Below are 24,535 nucleotides of genomic sequence, written 5' to 3' on the forward strand. Positions count from 1 at the left end.
GTTTCCACATCCCTTGTTCTAATTAACTACGAAGCATCTAGATATATTATTCTATAAGTGGACAAGATGTTCTTATTCAAAGAGATTATGTGGAACCTTTATTTATAATCAGATTTAAAGATTGTGATTCCTTCTCATGTAAGTACGCACATATTAAAACGAATACCAGACTTAGCCATTCGCTTTAATATTCTTCGCTCCTGGATCTTCCGGTACATGAATTTAAAAATAAGAAAAAGAAAATAAAGGATAAAACTATACATCAAAATTTGTAATATGTTTGGCATTTCTGGTAGATTAGACACTTCGCTCCACCTCTTTAATTGGTTTCATTTTCTTTGGTTGGGCTATTTCTTTTGCCTGTTGCTCATTCACTTGTTTCTTCCGGACATCGTTCCAATCCTTTTCATTTGTTGGAATATCCTCTTGAAGGTCTACAAAGCATTTCATTGTCTGAATGAAGTCTTTCCCAGGTTTATCATTATCAACTGCCATAATGACCTCTTTAATATCGTGCCCTTCTTTTTTCGCATCCATTAAAGATTGAATTACTGTTTTTGACTTCAATCCATGCATAGAAACCAGGCGAGCGTTTTGTATCTTATTTTGTTTGATACTCCAATGAGATAACATGTCGATTGGATCTTCATAAAAATAAATCTTATCCGGTTTACCTACATCAACCGTAAAACCGGCATTGATTTTTTCATAATTCGGGACAATTTGCTTAAAGCTTCCTCTTTTATTCTCCATTTTGACCGTACCTTGATGAGGTGGTACAGTAAAACTGGAACACAGTATAGAGATAAATTATTCTATATAAGAGGTGTTTCAGATGAAAAAACAGTATGATGAAACGTTTAAAAAACAATGTGTTGAATTGGTAATCAAAGAAGGGCGTACAATTTCCAGTATTCAAAGAGAATTTGATCTAGGACATGGGACTCTTAATTCATGGATAAAAAAATATTCTTCTCCACTTTTAGATAGTAAGGGAACTGATATGGCAGAACTACGTTCTTTACGAAGAGAAATCCAGGCATTAAAAAAGGAAAATGAATTTTTAAAAAAGGCGGCAACCTTCTTTGCCAAAAACCAAAACTAACACGTTTTCAGTTTATCAAACAATATCACCACATATTTGGAGTGCGCTGGCTTTGCTATCGATTACAAGTGTCTGCGAGTGGTTTTTACGACTATTTTCATCGTAAAGCCACTGAAGGTCAGAAAAAACGTAAAAAGACAGCGGCTTATATTGTCATGCAATTTAAACGTTTAAAAGGTAGAATGGGATATCGAAAACTGTACCGTTATCTTATAAATAGAGATGTTATGGTGAGCTTATCTCAAGTAAGACAAGCTTTATGTCGAGCTGGATTAAAGTCAAAAGTTGTCACGTATTATAAAAAAAGAAAGCAAGACCATTATACATTCCCAAATGTACTAGAGCGCTCCTTTAAACCTGGTAAGAAAGACGTTCCAACAGTTGTATGTGATATTACAGAATTTCGTTTAGTAAATGGATTGAAAGTGTATTTTTGTGCTGCATTAGACATTAGCACCCGGCGGGTGCTTGGTTACTCTTTGGATACTCACCAAGATGCGCAATTAGTAAAGGACACAATTCAGCAAGTTAAAAATGTTTATGGAAGTCACAAAAAGATTTTATTTCATAGTGATCAAGGATCCCAGTTTGCCAGTTATACAGTTACTGATTTTTGTAAGCAACAAAAGATTCAACAAAGTATGTCCCGCAAGGGGAACTGTTGGGATAACGCTGTGATCGAATCATTTTTTAGCATCTTTAAACGTGAATGTTTGCATGGAGAAAAACTGATTTCTCTCGCTCAAGTAACTCAGTTAGTAGCTGAATTTATTTATATGTATTACCATTCCATTCGTCCGCACTCATCATTAAATGGAATGACTCCGTATCAGTATTCAAAATCAATTGCATAATCTATTTCATGTTCCAGTTTTTCTTGACCAGGTCAGAAGGTGCAAAAGTAGAAGAACGTATTGAAGCAATTGAATATGAATTAGCATATAAGATGAATGATATGTACAAACTGAAAAAATTAATTAGTAAGTTTAGGGGATTGGATAATAAAATACTTAAAATGAAATATGTGGACGGTATGACGTTGGAGCAAATAGCTGAAGAAATCAGTTATAGCTCTAGCCATATTAAAAAGAAACATGCTGAAATAGTTCGTTTGATTAAGTTCGTAGAGCGAGAAGGTATCATTTAGGTTCACTCCTAAAGTGAATCGAAACTCTTGAAAATATCGATTATAGTAATAACATAAGGTTTTGACGAAAGGGTAACTGGTGCACGATTGCTCTTTTGGTACCTCTGAATTTGTTTCTTGATATAGGTAATAGATGCAGTTCTTTTTTTCTCTTTTTTTAGTTAGAGTCATTATAGGGAATACATTTATAGGAAAGGTTACATCCTATGCGAGCGAAAAATGATAGATTAAAGCAATGGAACGCAGATTTTCAGGCTATTCAAGAGAAAAAAGAAGGAAGAAAAGAAAAAGAATAAAAAATATAATATTCTGGGTCATACAGCTGACTTTATGAATAGAGAAGTATGAGGGGGAAGGTTTAATGGTTATAGATGGATGAAGGAATGAAGAATGCAAGAATATATAAGTGTGGTGGGTTATTTTAGATGAAAGGTATTCTGTGCATTCTTCAACCTTCTGAATAAAAATGGTAGGAAGAAGAACGAATATCATTTGGTGTGATACACGAGTGGGTATAAGCACATGCAATGCACCAATTTGATGGTAGGTTCTTCCTCTATTTGTATTATGGACTTTGAATTGGTGTTTAATACCAATAAAAATGAATCAATAAAAAAAGGCGAATGAAATCGCCTCTTTTTTACATTTACATGGGTACTAAGAAATGCAATAGAGCGTGTTCGTATACTATATTCTGTTCCTTTTTTAATTTAGCTTTTCTTTTATTATGTAAAAAACGAGTACGTGTGCCAGCGTGCCCGTTTTTTGAATTTACAGTCACTATTACTGTTATGTGTGTGAGTCATGAACAAATAATAGTTCGAAAAGTAAGGGTTCAAGATAATATATGTAAATGAGTTGGGAATGGAACCAAAGGACAAAGTTGAAATGGTGTTTAAAACCAAAAACATCAAGTATCCTCTCATGTGACATTGATACAAGCTCATTTTATGGTTTTATTTACCAAAAATGTAGAACTTTTTAAAGAGAGAAGCATATATTGAAGTGTAGGACAACACCTATTGGTGGTGCTTTTTCTAGAAACCTTCCTTTCGATATAGATTATGTAAGAGCGGCCATTCTTTGGTAGCTCTCTTTTTCTTTAAATTAAATAGATCCATGCTCATTTTGGATGGAGTATGGAAAATAAAAGAACAGCCAAATTATGTTGTGATACATAATCTGGCTGTTCAGTGTGTGAATAGATAGTGAAAAACATAAATACCTTCGTAGGGGGAAGGATTATGTTTGATTGTAATTTTATACTAGCATGGATTTGTTAATAAGGTCATCTAAGAAATGGCATGTAATAAAGGTAAAATAAAGTTGGATGAAGAGCGACTGTATGATGATAAAGAGGAACTTTATGAATTGAGATACAAGCACGCTCGTCATCCACCTAAATGGAAAAGCTGAAGGGGAACATATGTATTTGATGCCATAGGGTGTTGTAAGAATGAGATATGAAAAAGAGAGTATCTTTACATATGTTCTTTATTCGTATTCTTAGTATAGGAAGTGATTTGGGTTTTTATACCAATTGAGTATACGAGTTAAAGCATCCATTCGAGTGCTTTATTTTGGATAAGGAGTGAGAACAAATGAAACTAACTAAACAGGAACAGGCGGTTGCGATTGGTACATTCATTTCACTGTTAGGGCAAGAGCTTGTAAATGAGCGTATTGATAAACGACAACTAGAGAGTGTAATTCCCATTTTTAATGAATTGGAAGATAACACCACACCAAAGCAAAGAAGAGAAGCGATGGTTAGCTTGTTAGATAAAACTATGGATGAACTTCTGAAGGAATAATAAAAAAAGCACAGTTACCGTATCAATTGTGGATGATAAGTAACTGTGCAAATAGAGAAACAGAAAGGTTTGATATAACTTGTATGTGATATCAAATATGATTAAGAGATTATTATTATAACATGAGGAATATACAATGGGATTGATAAAAATGTCCTTGACAAGGACAAAATGAGAGAAGATACCCCAGTATGGATGGAAGTCTATTTCCTGTTAGGAAACCTAAATATGTAAAGAATGGAAAAGGAATAAAGAACGACTGTATAATTGTAACAAAAGAAAATATGGTTTAGTTTTAATGTGAATTACATAGTACGTTCCTTATCCTTCATGGAGTGACTGAAAGGATGAAGCACATACATATTCATACATTTCAAAGATGTAGAATAGCTAATTGGGGTCATTCAATGTACAAAGCCGTAGTGAAAGTTTTTCATCCACTCTTATTATTTGTTAGTTTTGGTTTTGTATACCAATAAAAATGAATATAAATTAACAAATGCCCAAATGGTATTGAAATGAGAACAGATACAAGGAGTGGAGAAGATGGAACATATTGAAACAGAGGTACAAAAGAAAATTGATGCGCTCGGTCTAAGTCCTTTGGACGATATAATTTATCATAGATATTTTAAAAATCGAACGGTAGTAGAAATGGATGAACTTCAGTTTAAATATTATAAAATGTATGGGCAACAACCTATGTTCTATTCAATGACTCATCTTATGGATTCGACAATAGAAGAATTAGTAAAGAATGATGAAAAGAATCAAAAACAATTCAATCCTTCCTTTTTTATGAGGTTAAAAAGAAGGGTTGATAGATGGTTGTTTAGAGGAGTAGTTCGAAAGTAGAGTGGTAAAGAGAGAATGAGAGAATATAAAACAAAACAACAAAAACGTAAGTTCTATGACAGTAGGGCATGGAAACAATTGCGAGAAGAAGTAAAAAAGCGAGACAATTATGAGTGTCAGGAATGTAAACGAAATGGTCGTGTACAAACTGATACCAATGAGTACAGTGAGCGTGCCAAGCGTAAGAAGATTCAACTCGTTGTCCATCATATAAAAGAACTAGGACATCATCCAGAACTTGCATTAGAAATAGATAACTTAGAAACAGTCTGTGTGGATTGCCATAATAAAGAACACGGTAGAACATTCAAAAAGAAACCGAACAAATGGGAAAACGATGAAAAGTGGTGAAAATGATTCAGGGATAAGGCCCCCCAGTTCGAAGGTTGGGCTTTTTTTCGTCTAAGGGGCACCGGAGGAGGGGGTTAACTGTCAGTTTTTTTTCGAAATTACGCACGTTAGGGGGGTGGGTAGATGGCTGTTAGTATTGTGAGGTTAAAAGAACAGCTCATGAATAGTATTGATATTACAGATTTAGTCGAAGTTGAAAAAGTAGAAAGATATATTGATCTGGTCAAAGCATTTAGAAAAATAAATAAAACCATTAATAAAGAAGGCGAGTCTGTAACAGTAAAAAATGCTTCCCAAGTGTTTGTTAAAGCCCACCCTCTTATAAGTGAGAGAAACAAAATTAACAGTTCTTTAATTGCTTTAGGAAGAGATATAAAGTTTGTCCCTAAAGTTGGTGCTTCTAATACGGGATACAGTCCAAGTGATTTAATATGATTGGGCAAAAGTATGTAGATGAATACATTGAACTTTATAGAAGTGGAAAAATAAAATTCAATAAAGAAAGAGAACTGTTAATTGACTATCTAGAAAAATATGTTTTGAACAGAGATGATTTGTATTTTGATGATGAAATGATTGAGAAGTGTATCCGCTTTGGAGAGAAATGGTACTTTCCGTTACAAGCATTTCAGAAATTCTTAATAGCATTCGTTTTTTGGTTTTATAAGAAAAACGGACGTGTATTTTATCGGAAATTCTTGTGGATGCTTGGGCGTGGTGGTGGTAAAAACGGATTAATATCAGTCATCATTCATTTTTTAATTAGTGAAATGCATGGTATTACCGAATATAACATTTCTGTTGTTGCAAACAGCGAAGAGCAGGCGAAAACTAGTCCAGATGAAGTTCATAAATGCGTCAGACGAAATGACATATTGCAACGAGCATTTAAAACCACATTAACTCAAACTGTTTCTAAAGCTACAGGAAGTATATTGAAGTTTAGAACGTCTAATGGAGATACAAAGGATGGTTTGCGTGATGGCGCGGTTGTATTTGATGAAATACATCAATATGAAAGCAATAAAGATGTTCGAGTCCACATTAGTGGATTAGGGAAAAAGAAGGTTCTGGTGCAAAATTTTTAAAATATTTGAAAACGATCTTCCCAACTTGGTCATACTGGTACTACGACTTTAAAAAAGGTGCGTGATTAGTATGGAAAAAGAAAATATGTTTAAGTGGAAACATTATCAACCGGATATTATTTTGTTAACGATACGTTGGTACCTGCGGTACAATCTTAGCTTTCGCGATTTGGTGGAAATGATGGAGGAAAGGGGTTTATCCCTTTCTCATACAACGATTATGCGTTGGGTTCATCAGTATGGGCCAGAGTTAAATGAGCGTATTCGAAAACATTTGAAGCCAACAAATGATTCCTGGAGAGTGGATGAAACATATCTAAAAATCAAAGGAAAGAAAATGTATTTATATCGTGCGGTGGATTCCGAAGGAAACACAATTGATTTTTACTTAAGTCAGAGACGAAATGCAAAAGCTGCCAAACGTTTTCTAAAGAAAGCTTTGGCAGCTTGTCATGCGAAAAAACCTCGTACAATTACGGCCGATGGCGATAAAGCTTACCCAGTTGCGATATGGAAATTAAAAGAAGACAAGTACCTACCACACGATATTCCACTTCGTGTGAAAAAATATTTAAATAACATCATTGAACAGGACCATCGGTTTATCAAAAAACGCATCCGAAATATGCTTGGATTAAAATCATACCAAACAGCTAGAAAAATGATAGACGGAATAGAAGCTATGTATATGATCAAAAAAGGACAAACTTATCAAGGGGCGAGGTCTGTCCAAAAACAGAATATCTTTATTAATCAACTGTTTGGATTAACAGCATAAAAAAGATTCCGGTAGGAATCCTAGCTTTTTGTTTCATTTATCATTTATTTGCACCAGAACCTTAATAAAAGGAGTAAAGGCGCTACTGAGGTAGCGTCTTTTTCTTTAGGAAACTTTTACATAGCAAAAAATCTTCTACTCGTTATATAATAGCTTTCGTGCAGTCGGCTAGATTTTCTTATGGAGAAAATCAAATTATAAAGGAGTAGAGGAGTGGTATTTTGTTTCAAACGATAAAAAATGACTGGTTTTCTAATGTGAGAGGGGACGTGTTATCAGGAATTGTCGTTGCTTTAGCATTAATCCCTGAAGCGATAGCCTTCTCTGTTATTGCAGGCGTGGATCCGACAGTTGGACTATACGCAGCCTTTTGTATTGCGGTTACCATTTCATTTGTTGGCGGAAGAACTGGAATGATTTCAGCTGCAGCAGGTGCAATGGCATTATTAATGGTAACGCTTGTTAAAGATCATGGTTTGCAATATTTATTTGCTACAACAATATTAACAGGTATCGTCCAAATTATTTTTGGCGTGTTCAAACTGAGCTCATTTATGAAGTTTGTTCCGAAATCTGTTATGAGTGGTTTTTTAAATTCACTTGGAATTTTAGTTTTTACAGCGCAATTACCGCATTTTAAAAATGCAACTTGGCAAATGTATGCACTCGTTGTATTAGGACTTGCAATTATATATGTATTTCCACGTATTACAACGGCTGTACCTTCTACGCTTATTTCAATTATTATTGTGACGAGTATTGCACTTATGAGCGGATTACAGTTGAAAACAGTAGGGGATATGGGAAGCTTGCCGAAAGAATTACCGTTCTTTAGTATTCCTGATGTGCCATTTACATTAGAAACATTAGGGATTATTTTACCTTATGCAGTTATGCTTGCAATCATTGGTTTACTAGAGTCTTTATTAACAGCTTCAGTTTTAGATGATATGACGCATACGGAAAGTAATAAGCATAAAGAGGCACGCGGACAAGGGATCGCAAACGTTGTTGCTGGTTTCTTCGGAGGAATGGCAGGTTGTGCAATGATTGGTCAATCTGTTATTAATATTAAATCAGGTGGACGCGGACGATTATCGACGTTTATAGCGGGCGGGTTTTTAATTGTATTACTATTCGTTTTAGGTGATTATGTTGTTCATATTCCGATGGCAGCATTAGTTGCAGTTATGATTATGGTTTCGATCGGAACATTTGATTGGAACTCTGTAACAACGATTCATAAAGTACCAAAAGGGAATGCATTCGTTATGATCGTAACAGTAGTAGTCGTTCTTATTACCCACAATTTAGGGTTAGGCGTAGTCATTGGGACAGTAATTAGTGCCGTATTATTTGCATTCAATATGGCAAAGATTCACGTGAAACATTTATATATTGAAAATAAGAAAATATATGAAATTCACGGTCAACTTTTCTTTGCGTCTACGGCAGATTTTATAAATGCTTTTTCATTTAATGAAGATGTGAAAGAAATTGAGATGAACTTTACTCATGCGCATGTATGGGATGATTCAGCAGTGGCATCAATTGATAAAGTTATCATGAAGTATGAACAAAGTGGTGTGAAAGTGAGTATAACGGGATTAAATGAACGTAGCTCAAAACTTGTTGCAAATTTAGCTACTTATAATAAAAGAATTGCTAGTTAAAAGCCTCCTTTTTAGGGGGCTTTATTATATAATACGAGTAGGATAACGAAAAGGGGATTCAGCATATGTACAAACAAATTATATTAGCATGTGACGGTTCTGAACATGCACTTCGAGCAGCGGAGCATGCAACATATATTGCGAAATGTAGCGAAGAAACAAATGTTGAAGTTGTGTACGTAGTAGATAATAGAACGGCAAAATCAGATATTATACAAGGTCAAACAGATTTAGAAACAATATCAGCTAGTCGAAAAGATAAATTAAAAGAGATTGAAGGTTTATTAAAGAAAGAGAACATTTCTTATACAATTACGATATTACATGGTGATCCTGGAGATACGATTGTTCAATATGTAAATACAGGAGATATAGATCTTGTTATCGCTGGAAGTAGAGGATTAAATACATTGCAAGAAATGGTGCTTGGAAGTGTAAGTCATAAAATAGCAAAACGAGTGAAATGTCCGGTGATGATTATAAAATGAAATAGAATGTAACGAAGACCTTAGTATAACTGAGGTCTTTTTTATGTATAAATGACTCTTATTTGTGGAAATACTAGATATATAAGTTGAAAAGATGTTAACTTACAAATTTGTAAGTTAGTTGTTAGAGAAATCGATGTTATGAAATTTTTCCCATTGGTAAAATAAAAGTATCAAAGGGGAGATAGGGAGGATGGAAGCAATGAAATCATTTCAAAATTTGTCATATAGTCAAGGGGTAAGTTTAATTTGTCTAGGGGGATTTGCTGCATCTGTTACGTTAGCTGTTTTAATAAAGGTGTTTCATCAAATCTTTTAATATTAGAGTAGGGAAGGAATTGGTTGTTATTATTAGTAGGAACAGCAATGAAAATAAAAAATAGCTCTTAGCATGTATGTAGATGCTAAGAGCTATTTTTATGCTTGTTATATGTTATTTAAGCTTGTTTTGATTTTACTGACCCTGTCTTTAAAGTAAGAGCAAGGAAGAACATTGCAAGTACGCAAGATGCGAGTAATAAGATGAATCCGCCATCCCATCCGAATGCATCTACGATAAAGCCCATAGCTGCACTAGCGAAAGCAGCTCCGCCTAAGTAACCGAAGAATCCAGTTAAGCCTGCTGCAGTTCCAGCAGCTTTCTTTGGTGCTAAATCTAGAGCGTGTAGACCAATTAACATAACCGGTCCGTAAATTAAAAATCCAATTGCGACAAGTGCGATACTATCAACCATTGGATTACCAGGAGGGTTTAACCAGTAAACAAGAACTGCGATAAATACACCAACCATAAATAAAATACCAGCAGGTGCACGACGTCCTTTAAATAGTTTATCACTCATCCATCCGCAAAGAAGTGTACCTGGAATACCAGCCCATTCATATAGAGCGTAAGCAGTACGTGAGCTACTATGAGTAAAGCTTTTTTCTTCTACTAAATAAGTAGGAGCCCAGTCTACAACGCCGTAACGTACGAAATATACGAAAACGTTCGCAATAGCGATGTACCATAAAAACTTATTGTTTAATACATATTTAAACAAAATTTCCTTTACTGAAAGCTCGCGTTCGCGATCTTTTACTTTTTCATCTGGTGGATATTCCCCAGTATGTTCTTCAATAGAAGGTAGTCCACAAGATTGAGGCGTATCTTTCATCGTAATTAATACATAAATACCAACTAAAATTGAAAGAATACCTGGGAAGTAAAAAATACTTTTCCAGTCATCTGCGAAGAAGTATAAGCCTAATGTTACAAGGGAAGGCATAAGCGCTCCGCCAACATTATGAGCGACGTTCCAAATAGACATTTTTGTACCACGTTCGCTAATAGAGAACCAGTGAACCATCGTACGACCACAAGGAGGCCATCCCATACCTTGTACCCATCCATTTAAAAACTGAAGTACAAACATAAGTATAATGCTCGTTGTAATGAAAGAAAATGAGCCGAAAATAATATTAATGATACCTGATAAAAATAGCCCAGCTGCTAAAAAGTAGCGAGGATTACAACGATCGGATACGATACCCATAAGAAATTTACTTAATCCGTAAGCGATAGAAACTGCTGAAAGGATAACCCCAAGTTCCCCTTTACTAAAGCCTTGCTCGATTAAGTATGGCATTGCTAGTGAAAAGTTTTTTCGAACAAAGTAGTAACCTGCATAACCGATGAAGATACCTAAGAATACTTGTAAACGTAATTTACGGTATTCGCTATCAACGCGATCAGCTGGTAAGCGTTCCGCGTGGGGCGCAGGTTTAAATAATTGTGTGAAAAACATAAAATGAAAATCCTCCCCTAATTAATTCGAAGCGTTTTAAGACAGAGAACATAAAAAGGCCATGAAATATAAAAAAGTTTCCTTTTTTATGATTCATAGCCGTGTACTCCGTTTCTCCGTGACTGTCAATATTAACTTCGTCGAAAATTATACAACTTTGTGACAAAAATGTAAACGTTTTTATGAATAAAAGTATTGACGGATTTTGTTCGTGGGATTAATATTTAAATACATTAAATATTTTATTGTTTAAATAAGAGGTGGATAACATGCCAAATGATATGACGCATATCGATAAAATTCAAGCTCTTGCCTTTTCGATTGGAAAGAAAATGCAGACGGAGTTATTAGAACAAATGCAAGCGACAGGACTTACACCACCGCAGTTTTATATTTTAAAGATTTTAGATCATTATGGGGCTTCAAGAGCGACAACATTAGCGAAAAAGATGTATGTGAAGCCTAGCGCGATTACAGTGATGATTGATCGTCTAATCGATCAAGAACTTGTAGAACGCTATCACGACAAAGATGACCGTCGCGTTGTCATCATCGAGTTAACGAAAAAGGGGAAATCTAGAGTAGAAGAGGCAATGACAGCTCGTAACGAGCATATTGCAAAATACTTTTCACATTTAGAGTTGCAAGAAAGAGAAGATTTATTACGTCTCTTTGAGAAGTTAGAAACCATTATTTGTGGGACACAAGAGAAAAAAGAGAATAACTAAGAGGAATTGAGGAGATTACATGGAGCAACAAGAAAATCAAAATAGAAAGTTGTTGTTAATCGGTTTAATTATCGCGATGCTATTTGCTGCATTAGATGGAACAATTGTTGGTACAGCAATGCCACGTATCGTCGGTGACCTAGGTGGATTAAGTTTAATGACATGGTTAACAACAGCTTATATGTTAACATCAACGACAGTTGTACCAATTGCAGGTAAATTAGCGGATTTACTTGGTCGTCGTAACGTATATATAACAGGGCTAGTTATTTTCATGATTGGTTCGGCGTTATGTGGTATGGCAAATGGTATGACAGAATTAATTATTTTCCGTGGTATTCAAGGTCTTGGTGGCGGTATTATGATGCCAATGGCTATGATTATTATTGGAGATATGTTCACGGGGAAAGAACGTGCAAAATGGCAAGGTATTTTTGGTGCGTTATACGGCCTTGCTTCTGTAATTGGACCACAAGTTGGTGGTTGGATTGTAGATGCAGTGAACTGGAGATGGGTATTCTACATTAACTTACCGGTTGGTATTTTAGCAACAATCTTTATTGCAATGGGATTAAAATCGCATAAACAAACAGGACCAATTAAAATTGATATCGCTGGAATCTTTACGATGATTCTCGGTGTTGTAAGTTTATTACTTGCGCTAACGTTTGGCGGAAAAGATTATGCATGGGATTCTTGGCAAATTATCGGTTTATTTGCACTAGCTGTAATTGGTATTGTTAGCTTTGTTATCGTTGAAACGAAAGCTGAAGAGCCAATTTTACCAATGCATTTCTTTAAAAATCGCACATTTACAATACTGAATGCGATTGGATTCTTTATGAGTATTGGAATGTTCGGTGCGATTATGTTCGTACCATTCTTCATGCAAGGTATTGTAGGAGTAAGTGCTGCTGAATCAGGAACAATTATGACCCCAATGATGATTACAATGATTGTGATGAGTATTATCGGTGGGCAACTTGTATTAAAAGTTGGTGTAAAACCACAAATTATCGCAGGTATGCTTATTATGGCCGGTGGTTTCTGGTTATTAACAACGATGGATATGCACACAACGAAGCTTACAGCTACTTCTTATATGATGGTTATCGGTTTAGGAATGGGTCTTGTAATGCCGACATTAACATTAGCGTTACAAGAAAGCTTCCCGAAAAAAGACCTTGGTGTTGTAACATCATCAAGTCAGTTCTTCCGACAAATCGGTGGTACATTTGGTATTACAATTTTAGGATCAATTATGAATAACACTTCAGGTACGACATTAACAAAGAATTTAGTACCTGTATTAGATACATTCCCGAAAGAAGCGGGTCAAATGGTAACGAAATTTAAAGATATGATTCACACAGATCCACAAGGTTTATATTCGATGCTATTTAGCCCAGAGGCATTAAAACAAATGCCAGAAGCGTTCGCTAACAGCATTGTACCTATTTTGAAAAACTCTTTAGTAGACTCGCTTCATACTGTATTCTTAACAGGATTAGTATTTATCGTAGTAGGTGCCATCTTTACGATTTTCTTACAAAAAATTAAACTATCAGATCGTAAAAAAGATGCTGAAGAGCCTGCTGTAGAAGAAAAAGAAAAAACTGTATCATACTCATAATGAAGAAGCATCGCCTTATGGCGGTGCTTCTTTGAGTATAACCTTAAAAGCTTTTTAGTGAGAAATGATTGACGTATTTTTAGAAATACGTTATATTATTTTCTGTAAACGGTTACATGAAGTGAGGAGAAAAGAGAATGAGTACGATCAAAGACGTTGCGAAATTAGCGGGAGTATCTGTTGCGACCGTTTCCAGAGTTCTAAATAAAAATGGATATGTTCACGAAGATACATTAAAAAAGGTAGAACGTGCAATTGAGATGTTAGATTATAAGCCTAGTACAGTAGCGCGTTCACTGTATAATAAAAAGTCTCGTTTAATTGGCTTAGTTGTTCCAAATATCGTGAATCCATTCTTTCCGGAAGTTGCACGTGCCGTAGAAGATGTAGCACATAAACAAGGTTACACAGTTGTCCTTTGTAACTCTGATGAAAGTTTAGAAAAAGAGAAACAATATATTGATGTGCTTAGACAAAATAATGTAGATGGATTTATTGTAGCAACGAATCCACAAAATAGTGTTAATTACATGAATGTATCTGTTCCAGTTGTTGCGATTGACCGTATGTTTAATGAGCGTATTCCTACTGTATATGCAGATAACTATGCAGGAAGTCAGGCTGCGACAAAGTTGTTACTAGATAAAGGATGTAAACATATTGCACATATTCGCGGTCCACGTGATGTGAGTACTGCAAATGAACGCTTTGAAGGTTTTGTAGACGTTATTACGCAAAATAATCTTTCGTATATGATTGCAGAGAGTACGTTTGATCCAGCAAATAGTGAGCGTGTAGCGATGGAATTATTAGAAGAATACCCGCATATTGATGGTATTGTTGCTGGGAATGATTTAATTGCGATTGGTATTGTAAAGGCTGCACTTCAAAAGGGGATTGCCATTCCAGATGATTTACAAATTATCGGATTTGATGGAATTTCTTTAGCGGAAATGATGTATCCATCTATTACAACAGTTGCACAACCGATATATGAAATGGGGAAAATTGCAACAGAGTTGTTGCTAGAGCAAATGGAAGGAAATACATTAGAAGAGAAACACTATCGTTTACCGATTGAAATTATAGAACGAAATACAACGAAGTAAGGAGATGAAACAGATGCCAAATATTGCAGTAGTAGGAAGCATTTCAATGGACTTAGTGGCTGTTTCAAAGAAACGGCCGAAAGCAGGAGAAACAGTAATTGGTGAAGAGTTTCATACAATCCCAGGAGGGAAAGGGGCAAACCAAGCAGTTGCTGCAGCTAGGTTAGGAGCAAATGTAGCAATGGTTGGAGCCGTAGGAAATGATGATTATGGAACAGTAGTTAGAACAAATTTAGAGGACGAACGCGTTTTTATCGATTATGTGGTACCGGTTACAGATAGAACGACAGGAATTGCTCATATCGTTTTAGCAGAAGAAGATAACAGTATCGTTGTCGTACAAGGGGCAAATGCTTTTGTAAACAAGTCAGTGGTAGATCGCTCCAAAGACCTTCTTGTAAAAGCGGATATGGTTGTTCTTCAACTGGAAATTCCACTTGAAACAGTAAAATATGTATTAGCTATTTGTGAGGAACATAACATTCCTGTTATGTTGAATCCAGCGCCAGCACAAGTTTTATCAGAAGATATTTTAGAAAAAGCAACTTATATTACGCCAAATGAACATGAGTGCCGCATCGTATTAGATGATTTTACATCACCAATTGAAGATTTATTGGCGAAGTATCCAAATAAATTATTGATGACAGAAGGTTCTAAAGGTGTCCGTTTCCATAATGGAACAGAGATTGTACATGTTCCTAGCATTGCTGTTGATGTAGTGGATACAACTGGAGCTGGTGATACATTTAATGGTGCGCTAGCAGTTGCACTTTCTGAAGGAGAGACACTTCAAAAAGCAATTCGTTTCGCGAATATTGCTGGTGGTCTTTCTGTAACAAAACTTGGAGCACAGGGCGGTATGCCAACGAGAGATCGAGTACGTGAAGTGCAGGTGATTGTTGGATGAAAAAGCATGGTGTATTAAACAGTGAAATCGCGGCAGTCCTTGCTTCACTTGGGCATACAGATATGGTTGTAATTGCTGATTGCGGGTTACCGATTCCGGATGGAGTAAAACGAATTGATTTAGCTGTTGAGATTGGAAAACCGAGTTTTTTAGAGGTGTTACAAGTTGTAGCTGATGATATGGCAATTGAAAAAGTGACGTTAGCAGAAGAAGTCATTATAAAGAATGCGGAAGTAAATAAAGAAATCGAGCAGAAATTAATAGAGCCAGCATTTGAGTATGTATCTCATGAACAATTTAAAGAGCATACAAAGAAAGCGAAGGCGATTATTCGTACAGGTGAGGCTACGCCTTATGCAAATATAATTTTACATGCAGGCGTGATTTTTTAATAAAGGGAAGTGATGGGAATGCATATTGAAATGAAAAACATTTCAAAGGCGTTCAATGGAAATCCTGTTTTGAAGAATGCACAGTTTATGATTGAAACAGGAGAAGTCCATGCATTGATGGGGGAAAATGGAGCGGGTAAATCAACGCTCATGAAGATTTTAACAGGTGTATACAAAAAAGATGGTGGGACAATCACAATTGATGGGCAAGAGCGCACCTTTAAAAATGCGAAAGAAGCTGAAGAGTACGGCATCGCATTTATACATCAAGAACTAAACATATTGCCGAATTTAACAGTAGCTGAAAATATGTTTCTCGGTAAAGAGTTAATGTATGGGAAAACAGGTATTTTACGCACTCGACAAATGAATGCGATTGCGCAGCAGCAACTAGCGGAGTTAGGGTTGCATGTAAGAGGCGCTATGTTAGCAGAGGAATTATCGGTTGGACAACAGCAAATTATCGAAATTGCGAAAGCATTAATGACAAACGCGAGCGTTATTATTATGGATGAACCTACTGCGGCACTGACGGATCGTGAAATCGAAACGCTCTTTACAGTAATCAATAAGTTACGTAAAGAAGGTGTTTCATTCGTGTACATTTCGCATCGTATGGAAGAGATTTTCTCAATATGTGATGCTATTACGATTTTGCGTGATGGAGAATACGTCGGAAAGAGATTAATTCCAGAAACATCATTTGATGAAGTAGTGAGTATGATGGTGGGGCGCAGCATTGGTGAACGTTATCCAGAGCGAAATAGTCAAATTGGTGATGTCATTTTTGAAATGCGTAACGGAACGAAGAAAGGGAAATTTGAAAATGTTTCGTTTCAAGTGAGGAAAGGTGAAATCCTTGGTGTAGCTGGTTTGATGGGGGCTGGTCGCACTGATATTATGAAAGCGATATTTGGTTATGAACCTTTAGACTCTGGACAAATTTTTATAAATGGACAAGAAGTAAAGATTGATAGTCCAATAGATGCAATTAGACAAAGAATTGCTTTTATTACAGAAGATAGAAAGTCTGAAGGATTAGTGCTAGATTTTTCAATTCGAGAAAATTTAGCTTTACCGAATTTAGAAAGTCTTTCAAAGGGAAGTGTTCTAAGCAACGAGCTAGAACAACAGTTTACAGAGGATATGATGAAGCTTCTTAATGTGAAAGCATCTAGCGGAGAGCAGGCAGTGAAATCTCTTTCTGGTGGAAATCAGCAAAAGATTGTAATCGCAAAATGGTTAGGCATTCATCCGCAATTACTCATTTTAGATGAGCCAACAAGAGGTGTTGATGTTGGAGCGAAAAAAGAAATTTACTCTATTATGAATAAGCTTACAGAGCAAGGCGATGCCGTTATTATGGTATCATCTGAGCTTCCGGAAGTTTTAGGGATGAGTGATCGAGTTCTTGTTATTCATGAAGGAAAAGTCCGCGGCATTTTAGGGAAAGATGAGGCATCACAAGAGTCTATTATGGCACTAGCTACAGGGGGAGAGTAAGGATGGCTAAGAAGGGGAATGTATTACAACAACTCGGTTCTTTAATCGGTTTAGTATTAATTATCGTCGTAATTACAGCTTTAAATCCAGCGTTTATTGAAATTCCAAATTTATTTAATATACTGCGTCAAGTATCGATTAATGCGCTTATTGCATTCGGAATGACCTTCGTAATTTTAACAGGGGGTATTGACTTATCGGTAGGTTCTATTTTAGCATTATCAAGTGCACTTGTTGCTGGAATGATGGCAAGTGGCATGGATCCGTTCCTTGCAATGGCAGTTGGACTATTAGCAGGTCTTGTAATGGGAATTGTAAACGGTATCATCATTGCGAAAGGAAAAGTAGCTCCATTTATTGCAACTTTAGCAACAATGACTATTTTTCGTGGGTTGACGCTTGTTTATATGGACGGACGTCCGATCACTGGTCTTGGTGATCATTTAATGTTCCAGATGTTTGGCCGCGGTTATTTTCTTGGTATTCCTGTACCAGCTGTTACAATGATGATCGCTTTCGCAGTACTGTACTTCATTTTGAAGAAAACGACATTTGGTCGCCGTACATTTGCAATTGGTGGAAATGAAGAAGCAGCAGCACTATCAGGTATTAATGTTACGAGAATTAAAGTAATGATTTACGGTCTTTCCGGAATTTTGGCAGCGCTTGCAGGTATTGTCTTAACATCACGATTAGATTCTGCACAGCCGACTGCAGGTACTTCTTATGAATTAGATGCAATTGCAGCAGTTGTATTAGGTGGAACAAGTCTTTCTGGGGGAAGAGGATGGATTGTTGGTACATTCATCGGTGTACTTATTATCGGTGTACTAAATAACGGTTTAAATTTATTAGGTGTATCTTCTTTCTTCCAACAAGTTGTAAAAGGACTTGTAATCTTACTAGCTGTATTAATTGATCGCAGAAAAGAAGCGTAATGGAGGGACAGTTTATGAAGAAATGGTTACTTATACTCGTTGCATGTATTATGGTCATTACTGCTGGTTGTTCAATGGAACCGCCAGAATGGGCAAAGGATTCTAGCGATAAAGGTCGAAATAAAACTATTAAAGTTGGATTCTCTGTTTCAACTTTAAATAATCCCTTTTTTGTAACTTTGAAAAAGGGTGCAGAAAAGAAAGCGAAAGATAGTGGCATCGAATTAATTGCTGTTGATGCACAAAATGATGCAGCAAAGCAAACGAACGATGTTGAAGATTTAATTCAAAAGGGTGTTGATGTAGTTGTTATTAATCCGACCGATTCAGATGCTGTTGCTTCAGCAGTAAGTGCGGCAAATGCAGCAAATGTTCCTGTTATTACAGTAGACCGCGTTGCGAATTCAGGTAAGGTTGTTTCTCACATTGCTTCTAACAATATCGAAGGTGGTCAAATGGCTAGTGATTACATTCGGGAATTAGTTGGCGAAGGAGCAAACGTTGCTGAGTTAGAAGGAATCCCTGGATCTTCCGCTGCTCGTGAACGTGGGAAAGGATTCCATAACGTAGCCGATAAGTCTTTAAAAGTAGTTGCAAAACAAGCGGCTGATTTTGATAGGGCGAAAGGATTATCTGTTATGGAAAACATTTTGCAAGCAAATAGCGATATTAAAGCCGTGTTTGCTCATAACGACGAGATGGCATTAGGTGCACTTGAAGCGTTGAAGTCTGCTGGAAAAACAGATGTAGTCGTTGTTGGATTTGATGCAACAGAAGATGCTGTGAAAGCGGTTAACGATGGGCGTATGGCTGCAACAGTCGCTCAAAAACCAGAATTAATCGGAGAGAAGGCGATGCAAACAGCAAAAGAGATAACACAAGGTAAAAAAGTGGACAAATCTATTCCGATTGAATTAGAGCTTATTAAGAAAAATAAATAAATATAAAATGAAAATTAGGAAGGAAGAACAACAAATGAAATTCTTTATTGATACAGCAAACATTAACGAAATTAAAGAGGCAAATGCATTAGGCGTATTAGCTGGAGTAACGACAAATCCATCACTTGTAGCAAAAGAAGGCGTAGATTTTCACGAGCGCATTCGTGAAATTTGCAACGTTGTAGAAGGTCCTGTAAGTGCAGAAGTAATTAGCTTAGAAGCTGATAAAATGATTGAAGAAGGAAAAGAATTGGCGAAAATTGCTCCAAACGTTGTTGTAAAAGTTCCAATGACAACAGAAGGTTTAAAAGCAGTAAAAGCATTCTCTGACTTAGGAATTCGTACAAACGTTACATTAGTATTCTCAGCAGTTCAAGCGTTACTTGCAGCTCGTGCTGGTGCAACATACGTTTCACCATTCTTAGGTCGCTTAGACGATATCGGTCATAACGGTATGGACTTAATTCGTCAAATCGCAGAAATCTTTGCGATTCATGGCATCGAAACAGAAATCATTGCAGCATCTGTACGTCACAGTGTTCACGTAACTGACGCAGCATTAAACGGTGCACATATTGCAACAATCCCAGCAAACGTAATTGCTTCATTAGTGAAGCACCCATTAACAGATCAAGGAATTGAGAAATTCTTAGCTGATTGGGAAAAAACACAAGAGAAATAATAGAAAATCAAGAATCCTAGTTTAATTGACTAGGATTCTTTTTTATTTAAAAGAATTTTCATGCAATTTTGCATATTGTCTTTTAAATTTGTTATATAAGATATTTAATATATATCACATAACTCTTTATTTTTCATATTTCGATATAAAGTGGAACTTTAATCAGTGGGGGCTTTGTTCATCACCACACTGATTATTAGTTAAACCAAGGGATAAACAGATAGAGGGTCTGACCAGAAAACTGGAGGGCATGATTCTATAACAGAAAGTTTAATGTTTATAGAATTATGTCTTTTTATATAGGGAGGGTAGTAAACAGAGATTTCGACAAAAATGCACCGATTTATCTGAATTTTAAGTTTTATAAAAGGAGAGAAATGGAATGAGAAGAAAAGCCCCATTTAAAGTGTTGTCATCATTAGCAATTGCAGCAATTATCGGATGCACATCTGTAATGAGTGCGCCGTTAGCATATGCAGAAACGCCAGCAAAAGAGAAAGAGAATGTGTCTACAACGCCAATTGATTACAATTTAATTCAAGAAGATCGTTTAGCGGAAGCTTTGAAAGAAAGAGGAGCAATTAATCCAGCATCTTCTAAAGAAGAGACGAAAAAGGCTGTCGAGCAATATATTGAAAAGAAACAAGGAGATCAGGCGAACAAAGAAATTCTTCCAGATGCTCACTCACAAGAAACGTCTGATTTCACAAAAAAAGTAAAAGAGAAAAAGATGGAAGAAAAGGAAAATGTAAAAAAGACTGAAAAAAATGTTAGCCTTGAGCAAAAGCCAGAACCAAATAAAAAGCAATTGAATGGGCAAGTTCCAACTTCAAAAGCAAAGCAAGCTCCATATAAAGGATCTGTTCGATCGGATAAAGTATTAGTGCTACTCGTTGAATTTAGTGATTATAAACATAATAATATTGATCAAACACCAGGTTATATGTATTCGAAAGACTTCAGTAGAGAACATTATCAAAAGATGTTGTTCGGTAAGGAGCCTTATACATTATTTGATGGTTCAAAAGTAAAAACGTTTAAACAATACTATGAAGAGCAGTCTGGTGGTAGTTATACGACAGACGGATATGTAACGGAGTGGCTAACAGTTCCAGGAAAAGCATCTGATTATGGAGCTGATGGTAGCAGTGGTCACGATAATAAAGGTCCGAAAGGTGCACGTGATTTAGTGAAAGAAGCTTTGCATGCAGCTGCTGAGAAAGGACTAGATTTATCTCAGTTTGATCAGTTTGATAGATATGATACAAACGGGGATGGGAATCAAAACGAACCTGACGGTGTAATTGATCATTTAATGGTAATCCATGCTGGTGTTGGTCAAGAAGCTGGTGGCGGTAAATTAGGTGATGATGCGATCTGGTCACATCGTTCAAAATTAGCAGTAGATCCAGTAGCGATTGAAGGTACAAAATCAAAGGTAGATTACTTTGGTGGAAAAGTAGCAGCACATGATTACACAATTGAACCAGAAGATGGAGCTGTAGGTGTGTTTGCGCATGAATTTGGACATGATCTTGGATTACCAGATGAATATGACACGAAATATACTGGAAATGGTTCACCAGTCGAAGCTTGGTCATTAATGAGTGGAGGTAGTTGGACAGGGAAAATCGCAGGAACAGAGCCGACTAGTTTTTCACCACAAAATAAAGACTTCTTACAAAAGAATATGGGTGGCAACTGGGCAAAAATATTAGAAGTAGATTACGATAAAATTAAGAGTGGTGTGGGAGTTCCTACATATATTGATCAAAGTGTTACGAAATCAAATCGTCCCGGCGTTGTACGTGTTAACTTACCAGGTAAAAGTGTTGAAACGATTAAACCGGAGTTTGGAAAGCATGCATATTATAGTACAAGAGGCGATGATATGCATACAACGTTAGAGACACCATTCTTTGATTTAACGAAAGGAACAAATGCAAAATTCGATTATAAAGCAAATTATGAGTTAGAAGCAGAGTGCGATTTCGTCGAAGTACATGCAGTAACAGAAGATGGAACGAAAACATTAATTGATAGACTTGGAGAAAAAGTAGTCCAAGGAGATAAAGATACAACAGATGGGAAATGGATTGATAAATCATATGATTTAAGTCAATTTAAAGGCAAAAAAGTGAAACTACAATTCGACTATATTACAGATCCGGCTGTAACATATAAAGGTTTTGCGATGGACAATGTAAATGTAACTGTTGATGGACAAGTTGTATTTTCTGATGATGCAGAAGGACAGTCTAAAATGAATTTAAATGGTTTTGTTGTTTCTGATGGGACAGAGAAGAAAGCTCATTATTACTACTTAGAGTGGAGAAACTATGCGGGATCAGATAATGGTTTAAAAGCAGGAAAAGGTCCAGTGTATAATACAGGTCTTGTCGTTTGGTATGCAGATGATAGTTTCAAAGATAACTGGGTTGGGATGCATCCAGGTGAAGGATTCCTTGGTGTTGTTGACTCTCATCCAGAAGCGCTAGTTGGTAATTTAAACGGCAAACCAGCATACGGTAATACGGGCATGCAAATTGCAGATGCTGCATTTTCATTTGATAAAACACCAGCATGGAGTGTAAATTCATTAACACGTGGTCAGTTTAACTATTCTGGATTACAAGGTGTTACAACTTTTGATGATTCAAAAGTATATAGTAACAAGCAAATTGCAGACGCAGGAAGAAAAGTTCCAAACCTTGGACTTAAATTCCAAGTTGTTGGACAGGCAGAAGATAAATCGGCAGGCGCTGTTTGGATTAAACGTTAATAACATAAAAGCACATTCTTCATATGAAGAGTGTGCTTTTTAATTTGTACAGTAAGTTATTATTTTAGTTTATCCCGCATTAACGGTCAGTAAGATCCCCACCTCAAAATTCAGCGGAAGTAAAGAAATTAGGTGGGAGATCAACTGCCCGTAAAAGCCCGATTGGTTCAACTAATAATCAGTGGGGATGAACAACCCCCCACTGATTAAAGTTTCACTTTATGTAATACAAGTGTTTATTCATGTGTAGTGTATCAAATTATGTGAGGAAAGGAAATATTTCCGAGGAAATTGTCGAAGTATCGTCAGTATTTATAAACTTTCTGTTTAAAAGAAGAGATGTATTATTGCCTTTACGGCTCAATTTATTTACATTGTTATTTGGTTATACACAAAAGTAATATATTGAGCAAAAAGAGTTCTATTCGATAGGGCTCTTTGGTTTTGTATTTGATATACAAATATTAACCTCGATTGTTTGGAAATGTATCTTCTTGTTTAGCGTCATTTGGACTTTAACTGCAGTTTTTGTTTTTCGTTTATATGAAGAGCGAGATGAGCCATTACCTTTTATATTTAAATTAATTGGCATTATTCCAACGCTTCCATTATATTACGGATTATATCAATATGCATTTTAAAAAAGACAACGATGGATTATCCCATCATTGTCTTTTTTACTTTGCTTCTTACATAAATCATACCAGCAAATGTTAATAAAAATGCTGTCCCGATAATGAAGCTGATGCTAGGTGATGCTCCGATTGCGCCGACTGTAAAGGAGCCAGCAACAACTCCTAATGAGAAGAAGGCATAAAATAATCCGAATGCCTTTCCGCGATTATCGTCTGTAGTATTTTCAACGAGTAAAGCGTTAATAGATGGAAAGAGGATTGCGAATCCAATTCCATAAATCATCATTACAATAAAGAGCATACCTTTTGTAGCAAATAATCCGAGTAAAGATAATGCGAATGCCATAACTGCAATTCCGATTAGCATTAGTTTCGAACGATTAAATCGATCGTAAATACGATTTGTTGGAAGCAAGAAAAAGAGGATAGCAGTAATACCAAATACACTTAACATCATGCCTGTTGTAGATGCTTTAAGCGCTAATGCCTCAACTTTTACTGGTAACATATAAGTGACAATTCCTTGTGAAAACATTAATGTGAAAGCACCAATATATGCTTGTAATAACGGTTCTGATTTTAATAGTTCAATCATATCTTCTTTGTTCATCATTTGCGTTCTTGATGTATCTTTTCTTGATACGTTATTTGGTAAGAAGAATAGAGATACGATTGTACCAAGAGCCATTAAAATAGAAATAGTAATGAAGACCCATTCTACGCCAGCTGTTGCTTTCATAATACCGCTGAAAGCAGGTCCTACGATTGCCGCTGTTCCAACAGCAGCACCAGATAGAGCCATTGCTTTTCCTTGTCTTTTTGCATTTGTTTGTTTTGATAAAAATGTAAAGGCAGCAGGAATTAAAAAGCCATCACTAAATCCATGCATAAAGCGAACAACTAATAGTTGTTCACCACTTTGAACAACGGTGTATAACAAGACTATGAAACTCGTAATTCCCATGCTTATATAAAGGATTTTTTTTGCACCAAATTTATCGACAGCTGCTCCAGCAATAATATTACCGATCATATTAGCGAATGAGTACATACCGACAACTAGCCCGATAATAAGAGGGGTTCCTCCAAGGCTTTGAGCGAAAGTACTCATAATAGGTAATTGTGAAAATGTATCTAAAAAAGCCACGATAACGATAAAGTAAATAAAATATTTCAAGCGATATTCACCTCTCCTA

Annotated in this window: 22 protein-coding genes and 5 pseudogenes; 23 read left to right on the forward strand and 4 right to left on the reverse strand. The window is 36.1% G+C overall.

Features of this window, described 5'->3' with window-relative positions; genetic code table 11:
• Positions 1–155: 155 nt before the first annotated feature.
• Positions 156–305, reverse strand: a pseudogene (locus tag F3I02_RS17800) (restriction endonuclease); the annotation flags it as partial.
• Positions 298–768: pseudogene (locus F3I02_RS17805) on the reverse strand (toprim domain-containing protein); the annotation flags it as partial. The pseudogenes F3I02_RS17800 and F3I02_RS17805, both read right to left, overlap by 8 nt.
• A 67-nt stretch (positions 769–835) precedes the next feature.
• On the opposite strand from F3I02_RS17805, the gene F3I02_RS17810 reads away from it, so the two are divergent.
• From F3I02_RS17810 to F3I02_RS17865, 12 genes and pseudogenes are all read left to right on the forward strand, one after another.
• The gene (locus tag F3I02_RS17810) at positions 836–1,105 is read left to right on the forward strand and encodes a transposase (RefSeq protein ID WP_230876755.1); all 270 of its coding nucleotides are present in this window, start codon (positions 836–838) and stop codon (positions 1,103–1,105) included.
• On the forward strand, positions 1,060–1,959 hold the full coding sequence (locus tag F3I02_RS17815) for an IS3 family transposase (RefSeq protein WP_196477931.1): 900 nt from the start codon (positions 1,060–1,062) through the stop codon (positions 1,957–1,959). The genes F3I02_RS17810 and F3I02_RS17815 overlap by 46 nt, the downstream gene beginning before the upstream one ends.
• Positions 1,960–1,991: 32 nt before the next feature.
• A pseudogene (locus F3I02_RS17820) lies at positions 1,992–2,252 on the forward strand (hypothetical protein); the annotation flags it as partial.
• A gap of 1,601 nt (positions 2,253–3,853) precedes the next feature.
• The gene (locus F3I02_RS17825) at positions 3,854–4,066 is read left to right on the forward strand and encodes a hypothetical protein (protein WP_078187446.1); all 213 of its coding nucleotides are present in this window, start codon (positions 3,854–3,856) and stop codon (positions 4,064–4,066) included.
• 546 nt (positions 4,067–4,612) lie between these two features.
• Complete coding sequence (locus F3I02_RS17830) at positions 4,613–4,921, forward strand: hypothetical protein (RefSeq protein WP_061656728.1); 309 nt, start codon at positions 4,613–4,615, stop codon at positions 4,919–4,921.
• Positions 4,922–4,936: 15 nt separating this feature from the next.
• A complete protein-coding gene (locus F3I02_RS17835) occupies positions 4,937–5,272 on the forward strand; it encodes an HNH endonuclease (RefSeq protein WP_078187444.1) in 336 nt (111 codons plus the stop codon).
• A 123-nt stretch (positions 5,273–5,395) separates the two neighbouring features.
• Positions 5,396–5,707, forward strand: coding sequence for a P27 family phage terminase small subunit (locus tag F3I02_RS17840; protein WP_196478271.1), 312 nt, complete (start codon positions 5,396–5,398; stop codon positions 5,705–5,707).
• Positions 5,704–6,339 (forward strand): annotated as a pseudogene (locus F3I02_RS17845) (terminase large subunit domain-containing protein); the annotation flags it as partial. The gene F3I02_RS17840 and the pseudogene F3I02_RS17845, both read left to right, overlap by 4 nt.
• Positions 6,340–6,430: 91 nt before the next feature.
• The gene (locus F3I02_RS17850; RefSeq protein WP_196478272.1) at positions 6,431–7,138 is read left to right on the forward strand and encodes an IS6 family transposase; all 708 of its coding nucleotides are present in this window, start codon (positions 6,431–6,433) and stop codon (positions 7,136–7,138) included.
• A 221-nt stretch (positions 7,139–7,359) separates the two neighbouring features.
• The gene (locus F3I02_RS17855) at positions 7,360–8,811 is read left to right on the forward strand and encodes a SulP family inorganic anion transporter (protein ID WP_196478273.1); all 1,452 of its coding nucleotides are present in this window, start codon (positions 7,360–7,362) and stop codon (positions 8,809–8,811) included.
• A 65-nt stretch (positions 8,812–8,876) separates the two neighbouring features.
• Complete coding sequence (locus tag F3I02_RS17860) at positions 8,877–9,299, forward strand: universal stress protein (protein ID WP_000277998.1); 423 nt, start codon at positions 8,877–8,879, stop codon at positions 9,297–9,299.
• A gap of 202 nt (positions 9,300–9,501) precedes the next feature.
• Positions 9,502–9,618, forward strand: a complete 117-nt coding sequence (locus F3I02_RS17865; RefSeq protein WP_000834733.1) for a DUF4027 family protein — start codon at positions 9,502–9,504, stop codon at positions 9,616–9,618.
• 118 nt (positions 9,619–9,736) lie between these two features.
• Here F3I02_RS17865 and glpT read toward each other — a convergent pair whose 3' ends face one another.
• Positions 9,737–11,086, reverse strand: a complete 1,350-nt coding sequence (gene glpT, locus F3I02_RS17870; RefSeq protein WP_000466383.1) for a glycerol-3-phosphate transporter — start codon at positions 11,084–11,086, stop codon at positions 9,737–9,739.
• A 269-nt stretch (positions 11,087–11,355) separates the two neighbouring features.
• On the opposite strand from glpT, the gene F3I02_RS17875 reads away from it, so the two are divergent.
• From F3I02_RS17875 to F3I02_RS34025, 11 genes and pseudogenes are all read left to right on the forward strand, one after another.
• Positions 11,356–11,814 carry a MarR family winged helix-turn-helix transcriptional regulator gene (locus F3I02_RS17875; RefSeq protein WP_001132366.1) on the forward strand — a complete coding sequence of 153 codons (459 nt, stop codon included), beginning with the start codon at positions 11,356–11,358 and terminating at the stop codon, positions 11,812–11,814.
• A gap of 19 nt (positions 11,815–11,833) precedes the next feature.
• Positions 11,834–13,447, forward strand: a complete 1,614-nt coding sequence (locus F3I02_RS17880; RefSeq protein ID WP_000437640.1) for an MDR family MFS transporter — start codon at positions 11,834–11,836, stop codon at positions 13,445–13,447.
• 137 nt (positions 13,448–13,584) lie between these two features.
• Positions 13,585–14,556, forward strand: a complete 972-nt coding sequence (gene rbsR, locus F3I02_RS17885) for a ribose operon transcriptional repressor RbsR (RefSeq protein WP_196478274.1) — start codon at positions 13,585–13,587, stop codon at positions 14,554–14,556.
• Positions 14,557–14,569: 13 nt separating this feature from the next.
• Positions 14,570–15,466, forward strand: coding sequence for a ribokinase (gene rbsK / locus F3I02_RS17890; RefSeq protein ID WP_001132879.1), 897 nt, complete (start codon positions 14,570–14,572; stop codon positions 15,464–15,466).
• Complete coding sequence (gene rbsD, locus F3I02_RS17895) at positions 15,463–15,858, forward strand: D-ribose pyranase (RefSeq protein ID WP_000716135.1); 396 nt, start codon at positions 15,463–15,465, stop codon at positions 15,856–15,858. Before rbsK ends, rbsD begins: the two co-directional genes overlap by 4 nt.
• Before the next feature lie 18 nt (positions 15,859–15,876).
• Positions 15,877–17,361: a ribose ABC transporter ATP-binding protein RbsA gene (gene rbsA / locus F3I02_RS17900; protein WP_033703508.1), complete on the forward strand. Its 1,485-nt coding sequence runs from the start codon at positions 15,877–15,879 to the stop codon at positions 17,359–17,361.
• Positions 17,362–17,363: 2 nt separating this feature from the next.
• Positions 17,364–18,299 carry an ABC transporter permease subunit gene (locus F3I02_RS17905; protein ID WP_001074641.1) on the forward strand — a complete coding sequence of 312 codons (936 nt, stop codon included), beginning with the start codon at positions 17,364–17,366 and terminating at the stop codon, positions 18,297–18,299.
• Between the two features lie 14 nt (positions 18,300–18,313).
• On the forward strand, positions 18,314–19,240 hold the full coding sequence (gene rbsB, locus F3I02_RS17910; protein WP_000758976.1) for a ribose ABC transporter substrate-binding protein RbsB: 927 nt from the start codon (positions 18,314–18,316) through the stop codon (positions 19,238–19,240).
• Positions 19,241–19,274: 34 nt separating this feature from the next.
• Entirely contained in the window at positions 19,275–19,922 is a 648-nt protein-coding gene (fsa, locus tag F3I02_RS17915) for a fructose-6-phosphate aldolase (protein ID WP_000667661.1), read from the forward strand.
• A 382-nt stretch (positions 19,923–20,304) separates the two neighbouring features.
• A complete protein-coding gene (gene inhA2 / locus F3I02_RS17920; RefSeq protein ID WP_163050589.1) occupies positions 20,305–22,704 on the forward strand; it encodes a M6 family metalloprotease immune inhibitor InhA2 in 2,400 nt (799 codons plus the stop codon).
• 428 nt (positions 22,705–23,132) lie between these two features.
• A pseudogene (locus tag F3I02_RS34025) lies at positions 23,133–23,345 on the forward strand (hypothetical protein); the annotation flags it as partial.
• Positions 23,346–23,361: 16 nt separating this feature from the next.
• Here the strand turns inward: F3I02_RS34025 and F3I02_RS17925 are convergent.
• On the reverse strand, positions 23,362–24,516 hold the full coding sequence (locus tag F3I02_RS17925) for an MFS transporter (RefSeq protein ID WP_000873268.1): 1,155 nt from the start codon (positions 24,514–24,516) through the stop codon (positions 23,362–23,364).
• Between the last annotated feature and the right edge of the window lie 19 nt (positions 24,517–24,535).

It is taken from the genome of Bacillus sp. SRB3LM, from assembly GCF_015712745.1.
In the GTDB taxonomy this organism is placed as follows: Bacteria; Bacillota; Bacilli; order Bacillales; family Bacillaceae_G; genus Bacillus_A; species Bacillus_A thuringiensis_K.